This window comes from Arthrobacter sp. TJ-238 (genome assembly GCF_058269215.1).
Genome location: NZ_JBZCNH010000004.1, coordinates 340,797 through 355,891, shown reverse-complemented (window position 1 = coordinate 355,891; position 15,095 = coordinate 340,797). Strand labels below are relative to the sequence as shown.

Here is a 15,095-nt window from a genome sequence, read left to right as displayed (position 1 = left end):
TGCTGGACGCATGGCCATCACCCTCACCGACCTGCTGGCGGATACGGCGCTCGGGCTCGTCGCGGAGGGCCGAGCGGCCGCTCCGCCCCATCCCATCGAGTGGGTGGCGGTGACCGAACTCGAGGATCCTCGCCCGTTCCTCAACGGTGCCGAGGTGGTCCTGACCACGGGCGTGCGGCTCGGGACCGGAGCGGCCCAGCGGGCCTTCGTCCGTCGGGCCCACGAGGCGGGTGCGCTCGCCATCGGCTTCGGGGTGGGCCTGACGCACCAGCGGATCCCGGCCGCCGTCCTCGCCGAGGCGGACGACGTCGGGCTGCCCGCCTTCCGTGTGCCCTACGAGGTCCCCTTCGTCGCGATCGGCAAGAAGGTGGCCGACGCCCTGTCCGCCGACCGGTTCGCGGGCCTCGAGGAACTCCTCGAGGGCCATGCGGTCCTCGCCTCGGCGCTCCTCGGACCCGGTGGACTCGGAGCCCTCCTCGGGGAGCTCGCCCGCATGCTCGGCACCGACGTCGCGCTGTTCCAGTACGGTGCCCGGATCGCCGGTGCAGCCGGTCCGACCTCGTCAGGTACCCGCTCGTCAGGTACCGGCGTGTCCGGCCCGGATCCGAGCAGTGCCCGTGCGTCCGCTCCGGCCTCGTCGGCTGCCGGTGCGTCCGGGCCCGAGGCCCGCGCCTGGCATCACCTGCCCATCGCGACCGGGCTCAAGGACCGCTGCACGCTCGCCATCGCCGAGCCCTACGGCCGCGCGGCCGTCGTCGAGTACGCCCAGAACCTGATCTCCGTCGAGCTGACCAACCAGGCCAGGAACCGGACGGGCGTGCGGAACGCCGTCGGCCAGCTGCTCGAGGACGTGGTGCGCGGGACTCTCGCGGGCGCGGAGGCCGCAGCGAGGCTCGCGGGTGCCCGCATCGACACGGCTGTGCGCCACGGCGTGCTGATCGTCGACGTCGCCTCCGGCCAGCGGCGGGCCCTGCGCACGCTGCCCCTGCCCGACGGCTGGAGCGGCGTGCCGGCCGGCCTCGTCGACGAGCGCCTCGTGCTCGTCCTGCCCTCGCCCGCCACGCCGGCCGCGCCCGAGCCGGCCGACCTCGGCCGCTACCTGCACGGCGCCGGCCTCACGGCGAGCATCGGCGTCGGCGGGACGTACGCCCAGCCCAACGGACTGCGCTGGAGCTACTTCGAGGCCCGGGAGGCCCTGCAGCGGGGCCAGGCTCTCAACATCGCCGATCGCCTCAGCCTCACGTCCCTGCTCATGACCAGCGCCGATGTACCGCTCGCCGACCTCGCCGCCGAGACCCTGGAGCCGCTCGAGGCCTTCGACGAGGCCCACGGCGCGGGCCTCCTCGCCACCCTCCAGCGGTACCTCGATCTCGACGGCTCGGTGGCCGCCGTCGCCGCCGCCCTCGGCCTCCACCGCAATACCGTCCGCTACCGGCTGCAGCAGGTCGTCACGCTCACGGGCTACGACCCCGCCGTCACCGCGGACCGCGTGCACCTCTATCTGGCACTGCGCATCCGGGCTCTCGGCTGACACGACGACGGCCGCCGGCACGATCAGGATCCGGCATCGACCGGCAGCCATTCCACCCGCTTCCGGTGCATGGAATAGTTTGACCCGTATACACCGGTCTCAAGGTTCTTCGGGGGTTCTCATGTCACTGCTGTCTGCCGACGATGTGGAGTTGCAGGAGCTCGCCCGCCAGGCGATCCTGCAGGAGTACCGCCTCCCCTACGGCGAGACCGACCGCACCCCGGTGGACCGGCTGGAGTACGAGACACCCCCCGAACTCCTGGGCCTGGTCAGGCTCGCCGTGCGCATGAGCGGGATGGACGCGGGTGTCATCAACATCATCACCGCGGACCAGCAGCACCAGATCGCCGCCGTCGGCGTGGACCCCGCGGTGTGCTCGCGGGACGATTCCATGTGCTCGAAGGTCTTCACCTCGGGATCCATCACCGCGCTCGCCGACGCGTCCCGTGATCCCCGCTTCGCCGACAACCCCTTCGTCAACGGCGGCATCGCCAAGGTGCGGTCCTACGCCTCGGTACCCCTCGTCACGCACGAGGGGTACGCCCTCGGGTCGCTGTGCGTCTTCTCCGCCGTGGTGTCCGAGCTCGACGTCGAACAGCGGGAGGGCCTCGAGATCCTCGCCCGGCAGGTCGTGGAGGTGCTCGAGCTGCAGTTCACCACGCGGCAGCTCGTGGAGGCCCTCGAGGTGGTGCGGCGCAGCAACGAGGACCTCGCAGGCTTCGCCGCGCGCGTGAGCCACGACCTGAAGAACCCGCTGACGGCGATCCTCGGGTACACCGAGCTCGGTGAGCTGGACGCCGCCGTCGAGTCCTCCGGACCGGCGGCCCGCTACCTGAGCATCATCCGCGGCAGTGCCACCCGGATGCTCGCCACGGTGGAGGACGTCCTCGAGTTCTCCCGCATCGGCGGGTCGATCAGCCGCAGCACGGTCCGCCTCAGCACCGTCATGAACGCCGTCCTGCAGGACGTCCTGCCGCTCAGCAGCGCGTCCGACGCCGTCATCTCGGTGCAGGACGCCCAGCTGCAGGTGGACCGGGCGCAGGTCACCGCTCTCCTGCAGAACCTCGTCTCGAATGCGATCAAGTACTCCACGCCGGGCGTTCCCCCACGCGTCGAGGTCGTGGCGAGTGTCGGCGAGACCCAGGTGCTGCGGGTCATCGACCACGGCAAGGGGATCGACCCTGCCGACCGCCGGCGGGTGCTCGAGCCGCTGGTGCGACTGCACCGCGACGGGGACCCCGCCGGCAACGGGATCGGGCTCGCGACGTGCGCCCGGATCGCGGATGCCCATGACGGGTCCATCACCGTGTCGGAGACGCCGGGCGGCGGGACCACGGTCGCGGTGGATCTCGGACCGGTCACCCTGCCGGATCGGCCGTCCTGACCGCCCCCGACCCCGAGCTGGGCCCGGGCGGCGGCGTCGCTACTGTGCCTGGAGCTGCTGGTCCTGCCCGATGTGCGCGAGCGGCAGCCGGAACGTGAAGGTCGACCCGGCGCCCTCGATGCTCCGGCACGTGATGGCTCCGCCGTGCCGTTCGACGATCGCCTTGGAGATGGCGAGCCCGAGGCCGACACCGGGGATGGCCGCGTTGCGGGCGCCTGACGTGCGGAAGAACTTAGAGAACACGCCCTTCAGCTCCTCGGGGGACATGCCGCTGCCCTCGTCCGTGACGCTGCACTCCACCTCGCCGTCGACCTCGGCGGCACTGACCGTCACGCGCCCTCCGCCCGGTGAGTACTTGATGGCGTTCGAGAGCAGGTTGTCCAGCACCTGGCCGATGCTGGAGGCATCGCACAGGGCGACGAGGCCGGGCTCCGTGCGGTCCTCGAACCGCACCAGGGGGTTGCTGTTGCCCTCCTGCGCCGTCGCGATCCGCCGGCCCACCAGGTCGGAGAAGTCGGTGGGCACCGGGGTGATCTCGGGCGTGCCCTCCGCGGTGGACAGCAGGTCCACCACGAGCTTGTGCAGGCGCTCGGAATTGCGTGACACCACCTCGAGGCCGGACGCGACCGCGGGCTCGAGGTCCGGCATGGTGGTCAGCAGCTCGAGATAGCCCCTGATCGCGGTGAGGGGCGTCCGCAGTTCGTGGGACACCGTCGCCACGAACTCGTCCTTCGCGTTGAGTGCGGTGACCAGTTCGGTGACGTCGTTGAACGTCACCACGGATCCCTCCCGGGTGCCGGCCTGGTTGGTCATCAGGCGCGACGACGTCGAGAGCACGCGCTGGCCGGGCTGTTCCCCCCACCACAGGAGGTAGTCGGAGAACACGTGGCCCTCGGCCGCCCGCCGTGCGGGTCGCCGTGCCGCGGGCACGGCCGTCCGGCCGTCCTGCTGGTAGATGCGCAGGTCCTCCTCCGCGGTCCCGCCGGCACCACCCGCGAGCGTGCGGAGCTGCTCGAGCTTGCGGTTGCCGAGGACGGTCCGGCCCGTCTCGTCGAGCGCCATCAGTCCGATGTCCACGCTGTTGACCACGGTATCGAGCAGCCGCTCCCGGCGGGCGCTGTCCTCGAGGAGCCCCTGCAGAGCGCGGTCCTTCTCCTCGACCATCGCCTGCTGGGCCATCATGCTCGCGGTCATCACGCGGATGGTCACGCCGACGGCGAGCATGATGAAGGGCAGCAGGAAGGACTGCGTGAGGGACTGGGAGTTGACCTCGGCGGAGGTCAAGAAGACCGGCACCCACACGACGCCCAGCGCGCCCAGGAAACCGGCCGTGAGGGCTGCGCGCGGGAACAGGCCGGACGCGGCGAGCCAGATGATCGGGAACACGGTGAGGAGCCCCACGCCGGTGATGACGGTTCCCGCGCCGTAGCGCATGAAGCCGATGGGGATGAAATCGAGCAGCGGGATGACCAGGAAGGTCGCGTGCGGGAGGCGGTCCCACGGCACGGCGACGCACAGCACGAGCAGTACGGCCTGCAGGCCCACGCCGATGAGGAAGGCCTGGCTCGCGAAGAGGTCGCGGTGGAACATGAGGCCGCCCGCCAGGACCAGCAGCACCGTGAGTGAGAGCGGGAGCTGGCTGAGGATGACGCGCATGCGGAGGGTCAGCTCGTGGAACTGCCGGGTGTTGAGCGTCAGATAGGAGAGCACCTTGTCCATTCCCCGGCCTTCCCTGTCGATCGTCGAGTTGCTCCGCCCCTGCCTGACGGGCTGCGAGCCCCGGCCCCCAGCCTCAGGATAACGCGGTAGCCCCTTGCTTCCGGGGGGAAGCAGCACTTCGCCCCTCAAGATCCCATCAAGTTCAGCGCAACGGATGGGTGGTTCCGGCTGCGGATCGTCACCGGTCCGGAGCATGCTGCCGCGTAGCGTTTAATGAGCATCATGACTGTCGCCCCTCAGGTTCGCCGCGCACTGGTCGTCGAGGATGACGGCGATATCCGGGGGTTGCTCGTCCAGGTCCTCAAGCGGGAGGGCTTCCAGGTGAGTGAGGCGGCGACTGCGCGCGAGGGTCTGGAGAAGGCCCGGGCCGGTACCGACCTCATCACGCTCGACCTCAACCTCCCGGACGGCGATGGCGTGGACCTCTGCCGAGAGGTGCGCACCTTCTCCGATGCGTACATCCTCATGATCACGGCGCGCACCGACGAGATCGAGCGCCTCACGGGTCTCGAGACCGGTGCGGACGACTACATCCTCAAGCCGTTCAGCCCGCGGGAGCTCGTGGCTCGCGTGAATACGCTGTTCCGCCGCCAGAGCCGGCAAGCCGCGGCGGACATCGCCAATGCCGATGATCGGCTGCGGGCCGCGGAGGTGCAGCAGAATCTGCTTCCCCGCGACAATCTCACGCTCCGGGACTACGAGCTCGCGGGGCGGTTCCGGCCATCGAGAAGCGTCGGTGGGGACTTCTACGACTGGTACAGCACTCAGGATGGGTTGCACCTGACGGTCGCCGACGCCATGGGCAAAGGCATGGGGGCAGCACTGGTCGCGGCGACGGTGCGGGCAACCCTCCGGTCCGTCGCGAGGCAGCCGGGCATCGAGACCGCGTTCGCCACAGCAGCTCGCGCAACGGAAGCCGATCTCGAACAGACGAAGTCCTTCGTGACGCTCTTCCATGGCCGCCTCGATGCGGCGACCGGTGTCGTCGACTACGTCGATGCGGGCCACGGACTCGCGCTGCACGTCGCAGCGGACGGGAGTGCGACGCGGCTCCCCTCGGCCGGGCCGCCGGTCGGAGCATGGCCTGATCAGACATGGCGTGCAGGGGTGGTCCAGCTCGGATCCGGTGACCATCTGGCCATCGTCAGCGACGGGCTGCTGGACATCTACGAGACGGTCGAACAGTTCACGGCGGCGGTGGCGGGCGTGGTGACGGCGGCCTCCAGCGCCGAGGCCGCCTGCGCAGCGCTGCTGGACCTGGCCGATGTCCCGGAGGTCGCCGATGACGTCACCGTCGTCATCCTGAGGCGTTCCACGATCTGACCCCGAGGCCCGGCGCCGTCGCCCGCTGACCCGGAGACCCATCGGAAGAGGAGATGGACATGGAGTTCACCACACAGGACAAGGGACGCTACACGGAGGTAGCGGTCACCGGCCGCCTGAACATGGTCGCTGCACCCAGGGTACGGCAGTCCGGCGGCGATCTGCGCATCGCCGCCGTCCAGCCACAGGTCACCATGGTGCTGGAATTGACCAGCATGCACCGGGTACTGACGCCGCACCCCACTCCCGAGGAGGCCTTCCTCAATGAATGACATCCTGGCACAGCGCACCCTCGAGGAGCCCGCCACCGAGGAGTCCATCGAAGAACTCCACGGCATCCTCGACCAGCTCTGGACCGACGCGGCCTTCGTCCCGGCACTCGACCAGATGGCGTTCACCACGGCGGTGATCGAGGCCGCCAGCAACGTTGTACAGCACGGTGTCCCCGCCCAGGGGGCCACCCTGGTCCTCGGCGTCGACCTCACCGTCTGCACCGGGCGGCTGAGTGCCGTGATCAGTGAGATCGGCGCCGAACCGATCGACCCGCTCCCCGACCTCGACCCGCCTTCGGGGCCGGCCTTCCCTGATGACGGCACACTGCAGGACGACGAATCAGGCCGGGGGCTCGCCATGATCCGTGCACTCGTCACCACCGTCACCGTCGAACGCCAGGACGACACCAATGTCTGGGTCCTGTCCCGGGACTCAGGCTCAACCTGACCGCGACCCGGTTGCACTGCCCCTGAGGCGTGCCTCGGGGGGCTGCGGCGCCTAGGGCAGCGCCGGTCGCCCGAGGAACGCCTCGATATCCGCGTAGACCTCCCTGGACTCCGGCAGGCGCGGGAACGCGGGGAACACGTGGAAACCGCCCGGGTAGACCTTCAGGGTGACATCCGCCCCTGCAGCCACGGCCCGGTCCCGGAACACCACCGCGTCCGCCATGCAGACGTCCCGTGTGCCCTGGTAGATGCGCGTGACGGGTACCGCGGCCAGCAGGTCCTCGGGTGCGCAGGCCGGGCTCACCAGGGGCGTCCTCGGATCGTCGCCGTCGGACCACCACAGGCCCGCCCGGACCCCGCCGGGCACCGAGAGCATGGGGTCCACGGCGTCGTACTTCGGGATCTCCGGGTTGGTGCCCGTGACGTCGAGCCACGGGGAGAAGGCGACCACGCGGCCGGGTGCGGGCAGTCCCGCGTCGCGGAAGGCCCAGGACTGCGCGATGGCGAGTGCTCCGCCGGCAGAATCGCCCATCAGCGTGACGTCGTCGGGCTCCGCCGTCGCGAGGACCTCCCGGTAGACCGAGACGAGGTAGGGGAACGCCTCCCGATAGGTGCTCTCGGGCGCCAGGCGGTAGAGGGGCACGGTGACCGCGGCGCCGGTGCGCTTGGTGAGTTCGGCGATGATCCACCAGTGCGGGCGCCCGAGCTCGTTGATGTAGATGCCGCCGTGCGTGTAGATGATGTGCGAACGCGTCGCTCCCAGCAGTGGCCGGACGGTGATGGTGCGGACCCCGTCGATCCGCTTCTCCTGGATGGTGTGCGTCTGCTTGAACGTCCACGGGATGGCCGCCACCGAGGGGTACGTGCGGCCCGGGTACCTGGCGTCGACCCAGTCCGTGCCGCTGAGGTTCCTCTTGGTCGGCAGGACGCCGATCAGCCGGGACGCGACGCGCATGGCCCGGGAGCCGTCCTGTGCACTCGGTTCGACGGTGTCGGTCCCTGCTGCGTGTGCGCTGGTCATGGAGGCCAGCCTAGTCCCGGGCATCCCGTCGCCGCCGGTGGATCCGCACGACCGGCACCGGGCGGATCGCCGCCTCTGTCATGCTGGTCAGTGCCCTGTGGCGCGGCCGGCCGACCGACGCGCGCATCCGGCCGCTGCAGCACCGTTCCGCCGAAGGAAGACATGGATACCTCACACATCGCCCTGGCCGCCGACCTCCTCGGCGTCTTCTTCTTCGCCGTCTCGGGCTCGCTCCTGGCCGCACGGAAGGGCTTCGACCTCGTCGGGTCCCTCCTCCTCGCCTCCCTCGCGTCGCTGGGCGGAGGAGTGGCCCGTGACCTCATCATCGACGTCCCGCCGGCGGCCTTCACCGAGCCGGTGTACCTGCTGCCTCCGCTGCTCGCCACCGTGCTGGTCTACTTCGTCGTCTCCGGCGTCGAACGCGTCAAGCGGGTCCTGGTCCTCTTCGATGCCGCCGGCCTCGCGCTGTTCTGCATCACCGGGACCGTGAAGGCCCTCGACGCGGGGCTGCACCCGGTGTCGGCCATCCTGCTGGGCGTCACCACCGCCGTTGGCGGAGGACTGCTGCGCGACGTCGTGGCGAACGAGATCCCGCAGCTCTTCGACCCGCGGGACATCTACGCCCTCCCCGCGATGCTGGGCGCCAGCATCGTCACCGTGCTGTACCTGACGGGGTCCTTCACCCTCGTCACGGGGACCGTCGCGGCGTCGCTCGTGTTCTCCCTGCGCGTCTTCGCCTGGCGGTACGGCTGGCATGCACCGCTGGCGGCGAGGACTCCGGCGGGTCGAAAGTAGCCCGCGCCCCCCGACCCGCCGGGCTAGGATGAGAGCATCCCCCACCACCTCTCTTGGAGTACTAGTGACTGAGCTGTTTTCCGACAAATTCCGCGCCCTGGTGCCTTCCTACTTCGAGGACGAGTGGGTCGAGGAGGACGGTCTGTCCGAGGACGAGCTCGCCGAGCTGCTCGAGGGCAAGGACTTCCGCCTCCCGCTCGCCCTGCACGAGTTCTACCGTGCGGTCGGCGCCACCGAGGACATCATGGAGGCGTTCCACTTCTTTTGGGACCCGGACGAGCTCGAGATCGAGGACGGCTACCTGCTCTTCCTCGAGGACGAGGACGAGCAGTTCACGTGGGGCATGAAGGCCGACCAGCTCGATGTCCCGGACCCGATCGTGTGGCGGCGCAACAACGCGCGCGGTGAGTGGCAGAGCGAGGAGGGGACCTTCAGCGAGTACGTGCTCGACCTCTTCGAGTGGGTCTTCGAGGAGGACGAGGACAACTGATGGAGTTCGCCCACCACGCGCCCGAGAGCTACCGGTGTCCCTTCTGCGACCTGGCGCGCGGTGACTTCAGCAATCCCGGGAACCTCTGCCGCCCGGGCGACGTCATCCACTCCGACGACCTCGTGCTGGCCTTCATCGCCTCGCACGGCTTCGAGCCGAACCCCGGCCACGTGCTCATCACCCCCCGCGAGCACGTGGAGCTGCTGTACGAACTGCCCGACGACGTCGCCGCCCGCATCATGACCCTCACCCGGGACATCGCGATCGCGATCAAGCTCGCGTGGACTCCGGACGGCGTCTCGACGCGCCAGCACAACGAGCCGGCGGGCAGCCAGCACGTCTGGCACTACCACCAGCACGTCCTGCCGCGCTGGCACGACGACGGCTTCTACTTCACGCCGAAGCGACCCGTCGTGGACCCGGCGGTGAGGGCGCGGAAGGCCGACGAGCTGAGGGCGTTCCTTCCGGCCCGGTAGCCCTGCGGGTCCCGCCGGCCGTGCTGCAGCACCGGGCGGAACTAGACGTCCCTGCTGACCACGGCCTGCGCGAAACTGGCCAGCGCCCGCTTCACGACGCTGTCCGGCAGCGGACCGAGGGCGGCCACGGCGTCGTCCGCCCACCGCTGCGCCACGGCCCACGCCTCCTGCGTCTGCGGGTGCGAGCGGACCGCGGCGACAGCCTCGGCCAGGGCCTCGTCGGAGGAGAGGTCGCCGTCCACCAGCGCGACGACGTCGGCTGCCGAGAGGTCGCCGGCGGCTGCGGCACGGCGGAGCAGGATGACCGGCAGGGTGGGCACGCCCTCCCGGAGATCGGTGCCGGGGGTCTTGCCGGACTTCACCTTGAGTCCCGTGACGTCGATGACGTCGTCGGCGAGCTGGAAGGCGACGCCGACCTTCTCGCCGTAGGAGACCATGACGTCGACGACCTCCCGCGGGGTGTCCGCGAAGATCGCGCCGAGCTGCCCGGACGCGGCCACGAGGGATCCGGTCTTGTCCGCGATGACGGAGAGATAGTGCTCGAGGTCGTCCTGGCCCTCGCGGGGGCCGACGGTCTCGTGCAGCTGGCCGAGGCACAGCCGCTCGAACGTGCGCGCCTGGATGCCGAGGGCTTCGCCGCCGAGTTCGGAGACCAGGATCGATGCCCGGGCGAAGATGAGGTCACCGGTGAGGATGGCCACGGAGTTGCCCCAGACCTCGTGCGCCGTCGGGGCGCCGCGGCGGTAGGGGGCGGAGTCCATGACGTCGTCGTGGTACAGGGTGGCGAGGTGTGTCAGCTCGACGACGACGGCCGCCTGCACCACCTCGGCGCGGGTGGGGTTGCCGAGGTGGGACGCGAGGATGGTCAGGAGGGGACGGATGCGCTTCCCGCCGGCCTCCACGAGGTGCCGGCTCGTGGCGTCGGCGAGGGGATCGGAGTTGGCGATGGCGCCGCGGAGTTGCTTCTCCACCTCCGCGAGGCACGACGAGACGGACGGCCCCAGCTCCGGGTCCTCGGCGATGAGGGCGAAACCGGGAGGCAGGCGCAGTGCACCGGCGTCCGGGACGTCCGCGGTGTCCAGCGCGCTGGCGTGGCCCACGCTGGTCCACCCGGAGTTGAAGGATTGTGTCACCGTCTAAGCCTAACCAAGTGGGGCGGCGCTTTGCGCACGCAGGTAGCCCGCCAGGGACGGCTGGTTGGACGTGGGTGGCACGAGCGACTCGAGCAGGTGGATGACGCGGTCCTCGAAGCCGCGACCGCCCGCGTCGGTGAGGTTGGCCAGCATCCGCACCACGAACCGCATGAGCACCGGTATGGGCATGCCGGTGCGGAGGGCCAGCGACATGACGGCGGGCTTGCCGATCAGTTGAGCGAACACCCGGCCCAGCGTGAAGTGGCTCCCCCACTGGGCCCGCACGTGGGGCGCGTAGCCGGACATCACCTGGTCGCGTCCCAGTGCCGAACCGACGTCCTGAGCGCGTTCGATGAACTCGGCCGCATAGCGCGCGGACTCCATCGCGTAGGAGATGCCCTCACCGTTGAACGGCGACACCATGCCCCCGGCATCGCCGAGCAGCAGCAGGCCGGGGCTGTAGTGCGGCGTGCGGTTGAAGCCCATGGGGAGCGCCGCACCGCGGATCTCGCCCACCTGGTTCTCGGGCGTGAACCCCCATTCCGGGGGCATCCCCGCGGTCCAGTCCCGCAGGACCTGCTTGTAGTCCAGCTTGCCGAACTCCGCCGACGAGTTGAGGATGCCGAGGCCGACGTTGGAGGTGCCGTCGCCCACCCCGAACACCCAGCCGTAGCCCGGCAGCGGCCTCCCGGTGGCGTCCGGCAGCTCGAGCCACCCTTCCATCCAGTCGTCGTCGGTCCGCGGGCTCGTGAAGTACGTCCGCACGGCGACGCCGAGCGGACGGTCGTCGCGTTTCTGCATCCCGAGGCTGACCGCGGTGCGGGTCGAGTTGCCGTCGGCGGCGAGGACGACGTCGGAGGTGAAGGTGCGGGTCTCCCCCGTCCTCCGACCCTCGGCGTCGAGCAGGTTCGCCGTCACCCCTGTGACACGGCCGGCGTCGTCGCGCAGCGCGGTGGTCACGGAGTGGCCCTCGAGGATCGTGGCGCCGGCGGCGCGCGCGTGCTGCGCCAGGGCCTCGTCGAAGCCGAGGCGCGTGCGGACCAGGCCGTAGTCGGGGAAGTCGCTGAGCTCGGGCCAGGGCACCTCCACGGTGCGCTTGCCCGCGATGAGGCGCAGGCCCCTGGTGCGGCGCCATCCCTCGTTCTCGTCGTGCGGCAGGCCGAGGAGCTGGAGTTCGCGGGTGGCGCGGGGGGTCAGCCCGTCACCGCACACCTTCTCGCGGGGGAACCAGGTCTTCTCGAGCACCGTGACCTCGATGCCCGCGCTCGCGAGGTAGTACGCCGCGGTGGAGCCCGCCGGGCCCGCGCCGACGATCAGGACGGTCATCTACGCGGCCGCAGACGTGCGGCGCAGGCGGACCTGCCCCGGCAGGAGCGGTTCCTCGCCGGGTGCTGCCGGCGCCTTGGTGGCGCGGTGGACGGCGACGATGCCGCCGTTCAGGTTGCGGTACGCGACGTCGCCCCAGCCGGCCTCGCCGATCCAGGTCGCGAGCTCGTCCTGGTTCGGCCACGCGCGGATGGACTCCGCCAGGTACACGTAGGCGTCGGGGTTCGAGCTGACCTTCCGGGTGATCGCCGGCAGCGCGCGCATCAGGTACTCGGTGTAGGTGGTGCGCCAGAGCGCCACAGTGGGTTGCGAGAACTCGGCGATGACGAGCCGGCCGCCCGGCCGGGTGACGCGCAGCATCTCGGCGAGCGCCTTCCTGGGCTCGTTGACGTTGCGGAGCCCGAAGGAGATGGTCGACGCGTCGAAGGAGTCGTCCGCGAAGGGCAGGTCCGTCGCATCCCCGGCGACGAAGTCGATGTCCGGGCGGCGGCGCTTGCCGACCTTCAGCATGCCGAGGGAGAAGTCGCAGGCGACGACGTCGATGCCCGCGTCCGCGTACGGCTCGCTCGAGGTGCCGGTACCGGCCGCGAGATCCAGCACGCGCTGGCCGGGCTCGGCACCGACGGCGTCGACCACGATGCGCCGCCAGCGGCGCGTCTGTCCCATCGACAGGACGTCGTTGACGACGTCGTACCGGGGGGCCACGTCGTCGAACATGGCTGCCACTTCGTCAGGACGCTTCTCCAGGGATGCACGGTTCACCTCGCCATTGTCTCAAACAACGACACAGCACCTAATCTGCCCGGTGGCCCGACGCACGCACCCCGACCCGCACCGATCCGCCGGGTTACCGCGGAGTACGCTTGAAGCATCATGAGCACACCGTCCCTCACCGCGCTGCCGCCTGCGCCCGGACACTCCCGCGGCCTCCGCAGCATCACGGTGGCGCGCGGCACCATGGACCCCCGGGCGGGCCTCCTCGAATACGTGGTCCGCAACGACGCCCACACCTGGATCCGCCGCGGCAGCGGGCTCGTCGCCTACGGGGAGACCGCGCGGTTCACCGTCACCGGCCCGGACCGCTTCACGCGGGCCCAGGAGTGGTGGCGCCGCGAACTCGCCGGCGCCGAGGTGCTGGACGAGCTGTCCGTCCCCGGGTCCGGGCTGATCGCCTTCGGGTCCTTCGCCTTCTCGAAGACCTCCGCGCACGAGTCCCGCCTGATCGTCCCCGAGGTGGTGGTCGGTTGCAGCGACGGCATGAGCTGGCTCACCTTCATCACCGACGACGCCGGGGCGGAGCTCACCGCCGAGGCGGCCGAGGCCGCCCTCGCCGCCTACCTCGGGGAGCCCGACGCCGACCGCTCCCCCGGGCCGGGCGACCGGCTCGGTCCCGGTGTCCTCACCGAGGACCAGTACAAGGTCGCCGTCGCCGAGGGCGTGGAGCACGTGCAGGCGGGCGAGCTCAGCAAGCTCGTGCTGGCCCGCGACATCGTCGCGCACCTAGAGACGCCCGTCGCGACGGCGCAGGTGCTGCGCGACCTCGCCGTCCGGTACGAGGACTGCTGGACCTACGCCGTCGACGGCCTGATCGGGTCGACACCGGAGATGCTCATCAAGGTGGAGGACAACACGGCGCGGGCGCGTGTCCTCGCCGGCACCCTCGACCGCGCCAGTGCTCCCGCGGACGACCCCGGCTACGCGACCCGCGTGCTCGCGGGCTCGGAGAAGCAGCTCCACGAGCACCAGATCGCCATCGACTCCCTCACCGCGACGCTCGGGCCGTTCACGAGCTCGATGACCTCCCACAGCGAACCCTTCGTCCTCCAGCTGCCCAATGTGTGGCACCTGGCCTCCGACGTGATGGCGCAGCTCACGGTGGACGAGGACGGGCAGGTGCCCACGTCGCTGGCCCTGGTCCAGGCGCTGCACCCCACGGCCGCTGTGTGCGGCACACCGACGACGGTGGCCGGCGCACTCATCCGCGAGCTCGAGCACCTGCAGCGCGGGCCGTACGCGGGACCCGTGGGCTGGATCGACGCCGGGGGCAACGGCGAGTGGGGCATCGCCCTGCGCGGCGCCGTCGTCGAGACCCCCACCCGGGTGCGGCTGTACGCCGGATGCGGGATTGTCGAGGGTTCCCAGCCGGAGGCGGAGCTCGCCGAGACCTGGAGCAAGTTCCGCCCCATGATCGAGGCCCTCGGCCTGTCCCGCTGACACGGGCGGCGACGGTGGCCGACGGGCACCGGCCGCAGCCCGTGATGCTCATCCTGCTTTCGTCGTTAGAATCAGCAGGACATTTTTCACCTGCATCCCGTCTGCCCTAGTGAGGAACCCATGCTTTCCAAGAAATCCGCCATGCTGGCCGCCATGGCCGCCGGCACCCTTGCCCTGAGCGCATGTGGTGGAGGGTCCGACGACGCCGGCTCCGGTGAGGCCGGCGGCCTGGACCTCGTGTCCGAGGGTTCCCTGACCGTCTGCTCGGACATCCCCTACCCGCCCTTCGAGTACGAGGAGAACGGCGAGTACACCGGGTTCGACATGGACCTCATGAAGGAGATCGCCTCGGGCATGGGCCTCGAGCTCGCCGTCCAGGACGTCGGGTTCGACGGCCTGCAGAGCGGTGCCGTCCTCGGTGCCCGCCAGTGCGACATCGGCGCCAGCGCCGTCACGATCACCGAGGAGCGCAAGGCGAACCTGGCGTTCTCGGACCCGTACTACGACTCGCTGCAGTCCATCCTCGTGCCGACCGACTCGGACATCGCCTCGATCGAGGATCTCGCCGGTAAGCAGGTCGGCGTGCAGCAGGGCACCACCGGCGCGACCTACGCCGCGGAGAAGGCACCCGAGGCGGAACTGGTCCAGTTCCCCTCGGACGCCGAGATGTACGCCGCCATCCAGGCAGGCAACGTGGACGCCCTGCTGCAGGACCTGCCGGTGAACCTCGGCCACACCGAGGACGGCGCCTTCACGATCGCCGAGGAACTGCCGACGGACGAGCAGTACGGCTTCATCATGGCCAAGGAGGGCAGCGAGGAACTCGTCGCCGCCGTCAACGAGCAGCTCACGGCCCTGCGCGACAGCGGCACGTACCAGGAGATCTACGACTCCTACTTCGCGGAGTAGCCCCGCCCGGCCGGCGGGGGGAGAAACGGCCCGGGGAGCCAAGGGCAGAACCGGT

15 protein-coding genes are annotated in these 15,095 nt (G+C 70.4%); 10 read left to right on the top strand and 5 right to left on the bottom strand.

Annotation, left to right across the window (positions count from 1 at the left end; translation table 11 throughout):
• Positions 1-10: 10 nt before the first annotated feature.
• Together AC4D2O_RS10545 and AC4D2O_RS10540 are read left to right on the top strand one after the other, a co-directional pair.
• Complete coding sequence (locus AC4D2O_RS10545) at positions 11-1,531, top strand: PucR family transcriptional regulator (protein ID WP_490907073.1); 1,521 nt, start codon at positions 11-13, stop codon at positions 1,529-1,531.
• A 121-nt stretch (positions 1,532-1,652) separates the two neighbouring features.
• Positions 1,653-2,915, top strand: a complete 1,263-nt coding sequence (locus tag AC4D2O_RS10540) for a sensor histidine kinase (RefSeq protein ID WP_490907070.1) — start codon at positions 1,653-1,655, stop codon at positions 2,913-2,915.
• Positions 2,916-2,954: 39 nt separating this feature from the next.
• Here the strand turns inward: AC4D2O_RS10540 and AC4D2O_RS10535 are convergent, their stop codons facing one another.
• A complete protein-coding gene (locus AC4D2O_RS10535) occupies positions 2,955-4,634 on the bottom strand; it encodes a sensor histidine kinase (protein WP_490907066.1) in 1,680 nt (559 codons plus the stop codon).
• Between the two features lie 222 nt (positions 4,635-4,856).
• On the opposite strand from AC4D2O_RS10535, the gene AC4D2O_RS10530 reads away from it, so the two are divergent.
• The 3 genes from AC4D2O_RS10530 to AC4D2O_RS10520 are packed head-to-tail and all read left to right on the top strand — an operon-like array spanning position 4,857 to position 6,677.
• Entirely contained in the window at positions 4,857-5,957 is a 1,101-nt protein-coding gene (locus AC4D2O_RS10530; protein ID WP_490907063.1) for a SpoIIE family protein phosphatase, read from the top strand.
• 59 nt (positions 5,958-6,016) lie between these two features.
• Complete coding sequence (locus tag AC4D2O_RS10525; protein WP_490907059.1) at positions 6,017-6,229, top strand: STAS domain-containing protein; 213 nt, start codon at positions 6,017-6,019, stop codon at positions 6,227-6,229.
• Positions 6,222-6,677: an ATP-binding protein gene (locus tag AC4D2O_RS10520; protein WP_490907054.1), complete on the top strand. Its 456-nt coding sequence runs from the start codon at positions 6,222-6,224 to the stop codon at positions 6,675-6,677. Before AC4D2O_RS10525 ends, AC4D2O_RS10520 begins: the two co-directional genes overlap by 8 nt.
• Before the next feature lie 51 nt (positions 6,678-6,728).
• Here AC4D2O_RS10520 and AC4D2O_RS10515 read toward each other — a convergent pair whose 3' ends face one another.
• Positions 6,729-7,697 (bottom strand): alpha/beta hydrolase, encoded by a 969-nt coding sequence (locus AC4D2O_RS10515; protein ID WP_490907049.1) that lies wholly within the window; start codon positions 7,695-7,697, stop codon positions 6,729-6,731.
• Between the two features lie 162 nt (positions 7,698-7,859).
• Here AC4D2O_RS10515 and AC4D2O_RS10510 point away from each other — a divergent pair, with 162 nt between their 5' ends.
• The 3 genes from AC4D2O_RS10510 to AC4D2O_RS10500 all read left to right on the top strand — a co-directional run bounded on the left by AC4D2O_RS10510 (position 7,860) and on the right by AC4D2O_RS10500 (position 9,458).
• Complete coding sequence (locus AC4D2O_RS10510) at positions 7,860-8,492, top strand: trimeric intracellular cation channel family protein (protein WP_490907047.1); 633 nt, start codon at positions 7,860-7,862, stop codon at positions 8,490-8,492.
• Positions 8,493-8,556: 64 nt separating this feature from the next.
• Positions 8,557-8,982: a hypothetical protein gene (locus AC4D2O_RS10505; RefSeq protein WP_490907044.1), complete on the top strand. Its 426-nt coding sequence runs from the start codon at positions 8,557-8,559 to the stop codon at positions 8,980-8,982.
• The gene (locus AC4D2O_RS10500) at positions 8,982-9,458 is read left to right on the top strand and encodes an HIT family protein (RefSeq protein ID WP_490907042.1); all 477 of its coding nucleotides are present in this window, start codon (positions 8,982-8,984) and stop codon (positions 9,456-9,458) included. Before AC4D2O_RS10505 ends, AC4D2O_RS10500 begins: the two co-directional genes overlap by 1 nt.
• 41 nt (positions 9,459-9,499) lie before the next feature.
• Here the strand turns inward: AC4D2O_RS10500 and AC4D2O_RS10495 are convergent, their stop codons facing one another.
• From AC4D2O_RS10495 to AC4D2O_RS10485, 3 genes are read right to left on the bottom strand one after another with little or no spacing between them, the layout of a single operon-like run.
• The gene (locus tag AC4D2O_RS10495; RefSeq protein ID WP_490907040.1) at positions 9,500-10,591 is read right to left on the bottom strand and encodes a polyprenyl synthetase family protein; all 1,092 of its coding nucleotides are present in this window, start codon (positions 10,589-10,591) and stop codon (positions 9,500-9,502) included.
• 9 nt (positions 10,592-10,600) lie between these two features.
• Positions 10,601-11,917 (bottom strand): geranylgeranyl reductase family protein, encoded by a 1,317-nt coding sequence (locus AC4D2O_RS10490; RefSeq protein ID WP_490907037.1) that lies wholly within the window; start codon positions 11,915-11,917, stop codon positions 10,601-10,603.
• Entirely contained in the window at positions 11,918-12,679 is a 762-nt protein-coding gene (locus AC4D2O_RS10485; protein ID WP_490907035.1) for a demethylmenaquinone methyltransferase, read from the bottom strand.
• Positions 12,680-12,874: 195 nt separating this feature from the next.
• Here AC4D2O_RS10485 and AC4D2O_RS10480 point away from each other — a divergent pair, with 195 nt between their 5' ends.
• Positions 12,875-14,131, top strand: a complete 1,257-nt coding sequence (locus AC4D2O_RS10480) for an isochorismate synthase (protein ID WP_490907499.1) — start codon at positions 12,875-12,877, stop codon at positions 14,129-14,131.
• A gap of 120 nt (positions 14,132-14,251) precedes the next feature.
• Entirely contained in the window at positions 14,252-15,040 is a 789-nt protein-coding gene (locus tag AC4D2O_RS10475) for a transporter substrate-binding domain-containing protein (RefSeq protein WP_490907031.1), read from the top strand.
• Positions 15,041-15,095: the final 55 nt, after the last annotated feature.

What these genes read in the sequence shown, in the direction of transcription:
- AC4D2O_RS10545 (WP_490907073.1), top strand. Translation starts at nt 11, where the DNA reads ATGGCCATCACCCTCACCGACCTGCTGGCGGATACGGCGCTCGGGCTC.
- AC4D2O_RS10540 (WP_490907070.1), top strand. Translation starts at nt 1,653, where the DNA reads ATGTCACTGCTGTCTGCCGACGATGTGGAGTTGCAGGAGCTCGCCCGC.
- AC4D2O_RS10535 (WP_490907066.1), bottom strand. Translation starts at nt 4,634, where the DNA reads ATGGACAAGGTGCTCTCCTATCTGACGCTCAACACCCGGCAGTTCCAC.
- AC4D2O_RS10530 (WP_490907063.1), top strand. Translation starts at nt 4,857, where the DNA reads ATGACTGTCGCCCCTCAGGTTCGCCGCGCACTGGTCGTCGAGGATGAC.
- AC4D2O_RS10525 (WP_490907059.1), top strand. Translation starts at nt 6,017, where the DNA reads ATGGAGTTCACCACACAGGACAAGGGACGCTACACGGAGGTAGCGGTC.
- AC4D2O_RS10520 (WP_490907054.1), top strand. Translation starts at nt 6,222, where the DNA reads ATGAATGACATCCTGGCACAGCGCACCCTCGAGGAGCCCGCCACCGAG.
- AC4D2O_RS10515 (WP_490907049.1), bottom strand. Translation starts at nt 7,697, where the DNA reads ATGACCAGCGCACACGCAGCAGGGACCGACACCGTCGAACCGAGTGCA.
- AC4D2O_RS10510 (WP_490907047.1), top strand. Translation starts at nt 7,860, where the DNA reads ATGGATACCTCACACATCGCCCTGGCCGCCGACCTCCTCGGCGTCTTC.
- AC4D2O_RS10500 (WP_490907042.1), top strand. Translation starts at nt 8,982, where the DNA reads ATGGAGTTCGCCCACCACGCGCCCGAGAGCTACCGGTGTCCCTTCTGC.
- AC4D2O_RS10490 (WP_490907037.1), bottom strand. Translation starts at nt 11,917, where the DNA reads ATGACCGTCCTGATCGTCGGCGCGGGCCCGGCGGGCTCCACCGCGGCG.
- AC4D2O_RS10480 (WP_490907499.1), top strand. Translation starts at nt 12,875, where the DNA reads ATGGACCCCCGGGCGGGCCTCCTCGAATACGTGGTCCGCAACGACGCC.
- AC4D2O_RS10475 (WP_490907031.1), top strand. Translation starts at nt 14,252, where the DNA reads ATGCTTTCCAAGAAATCCGCCATGCTGGCCGCCATGGCCGCCGGCACC.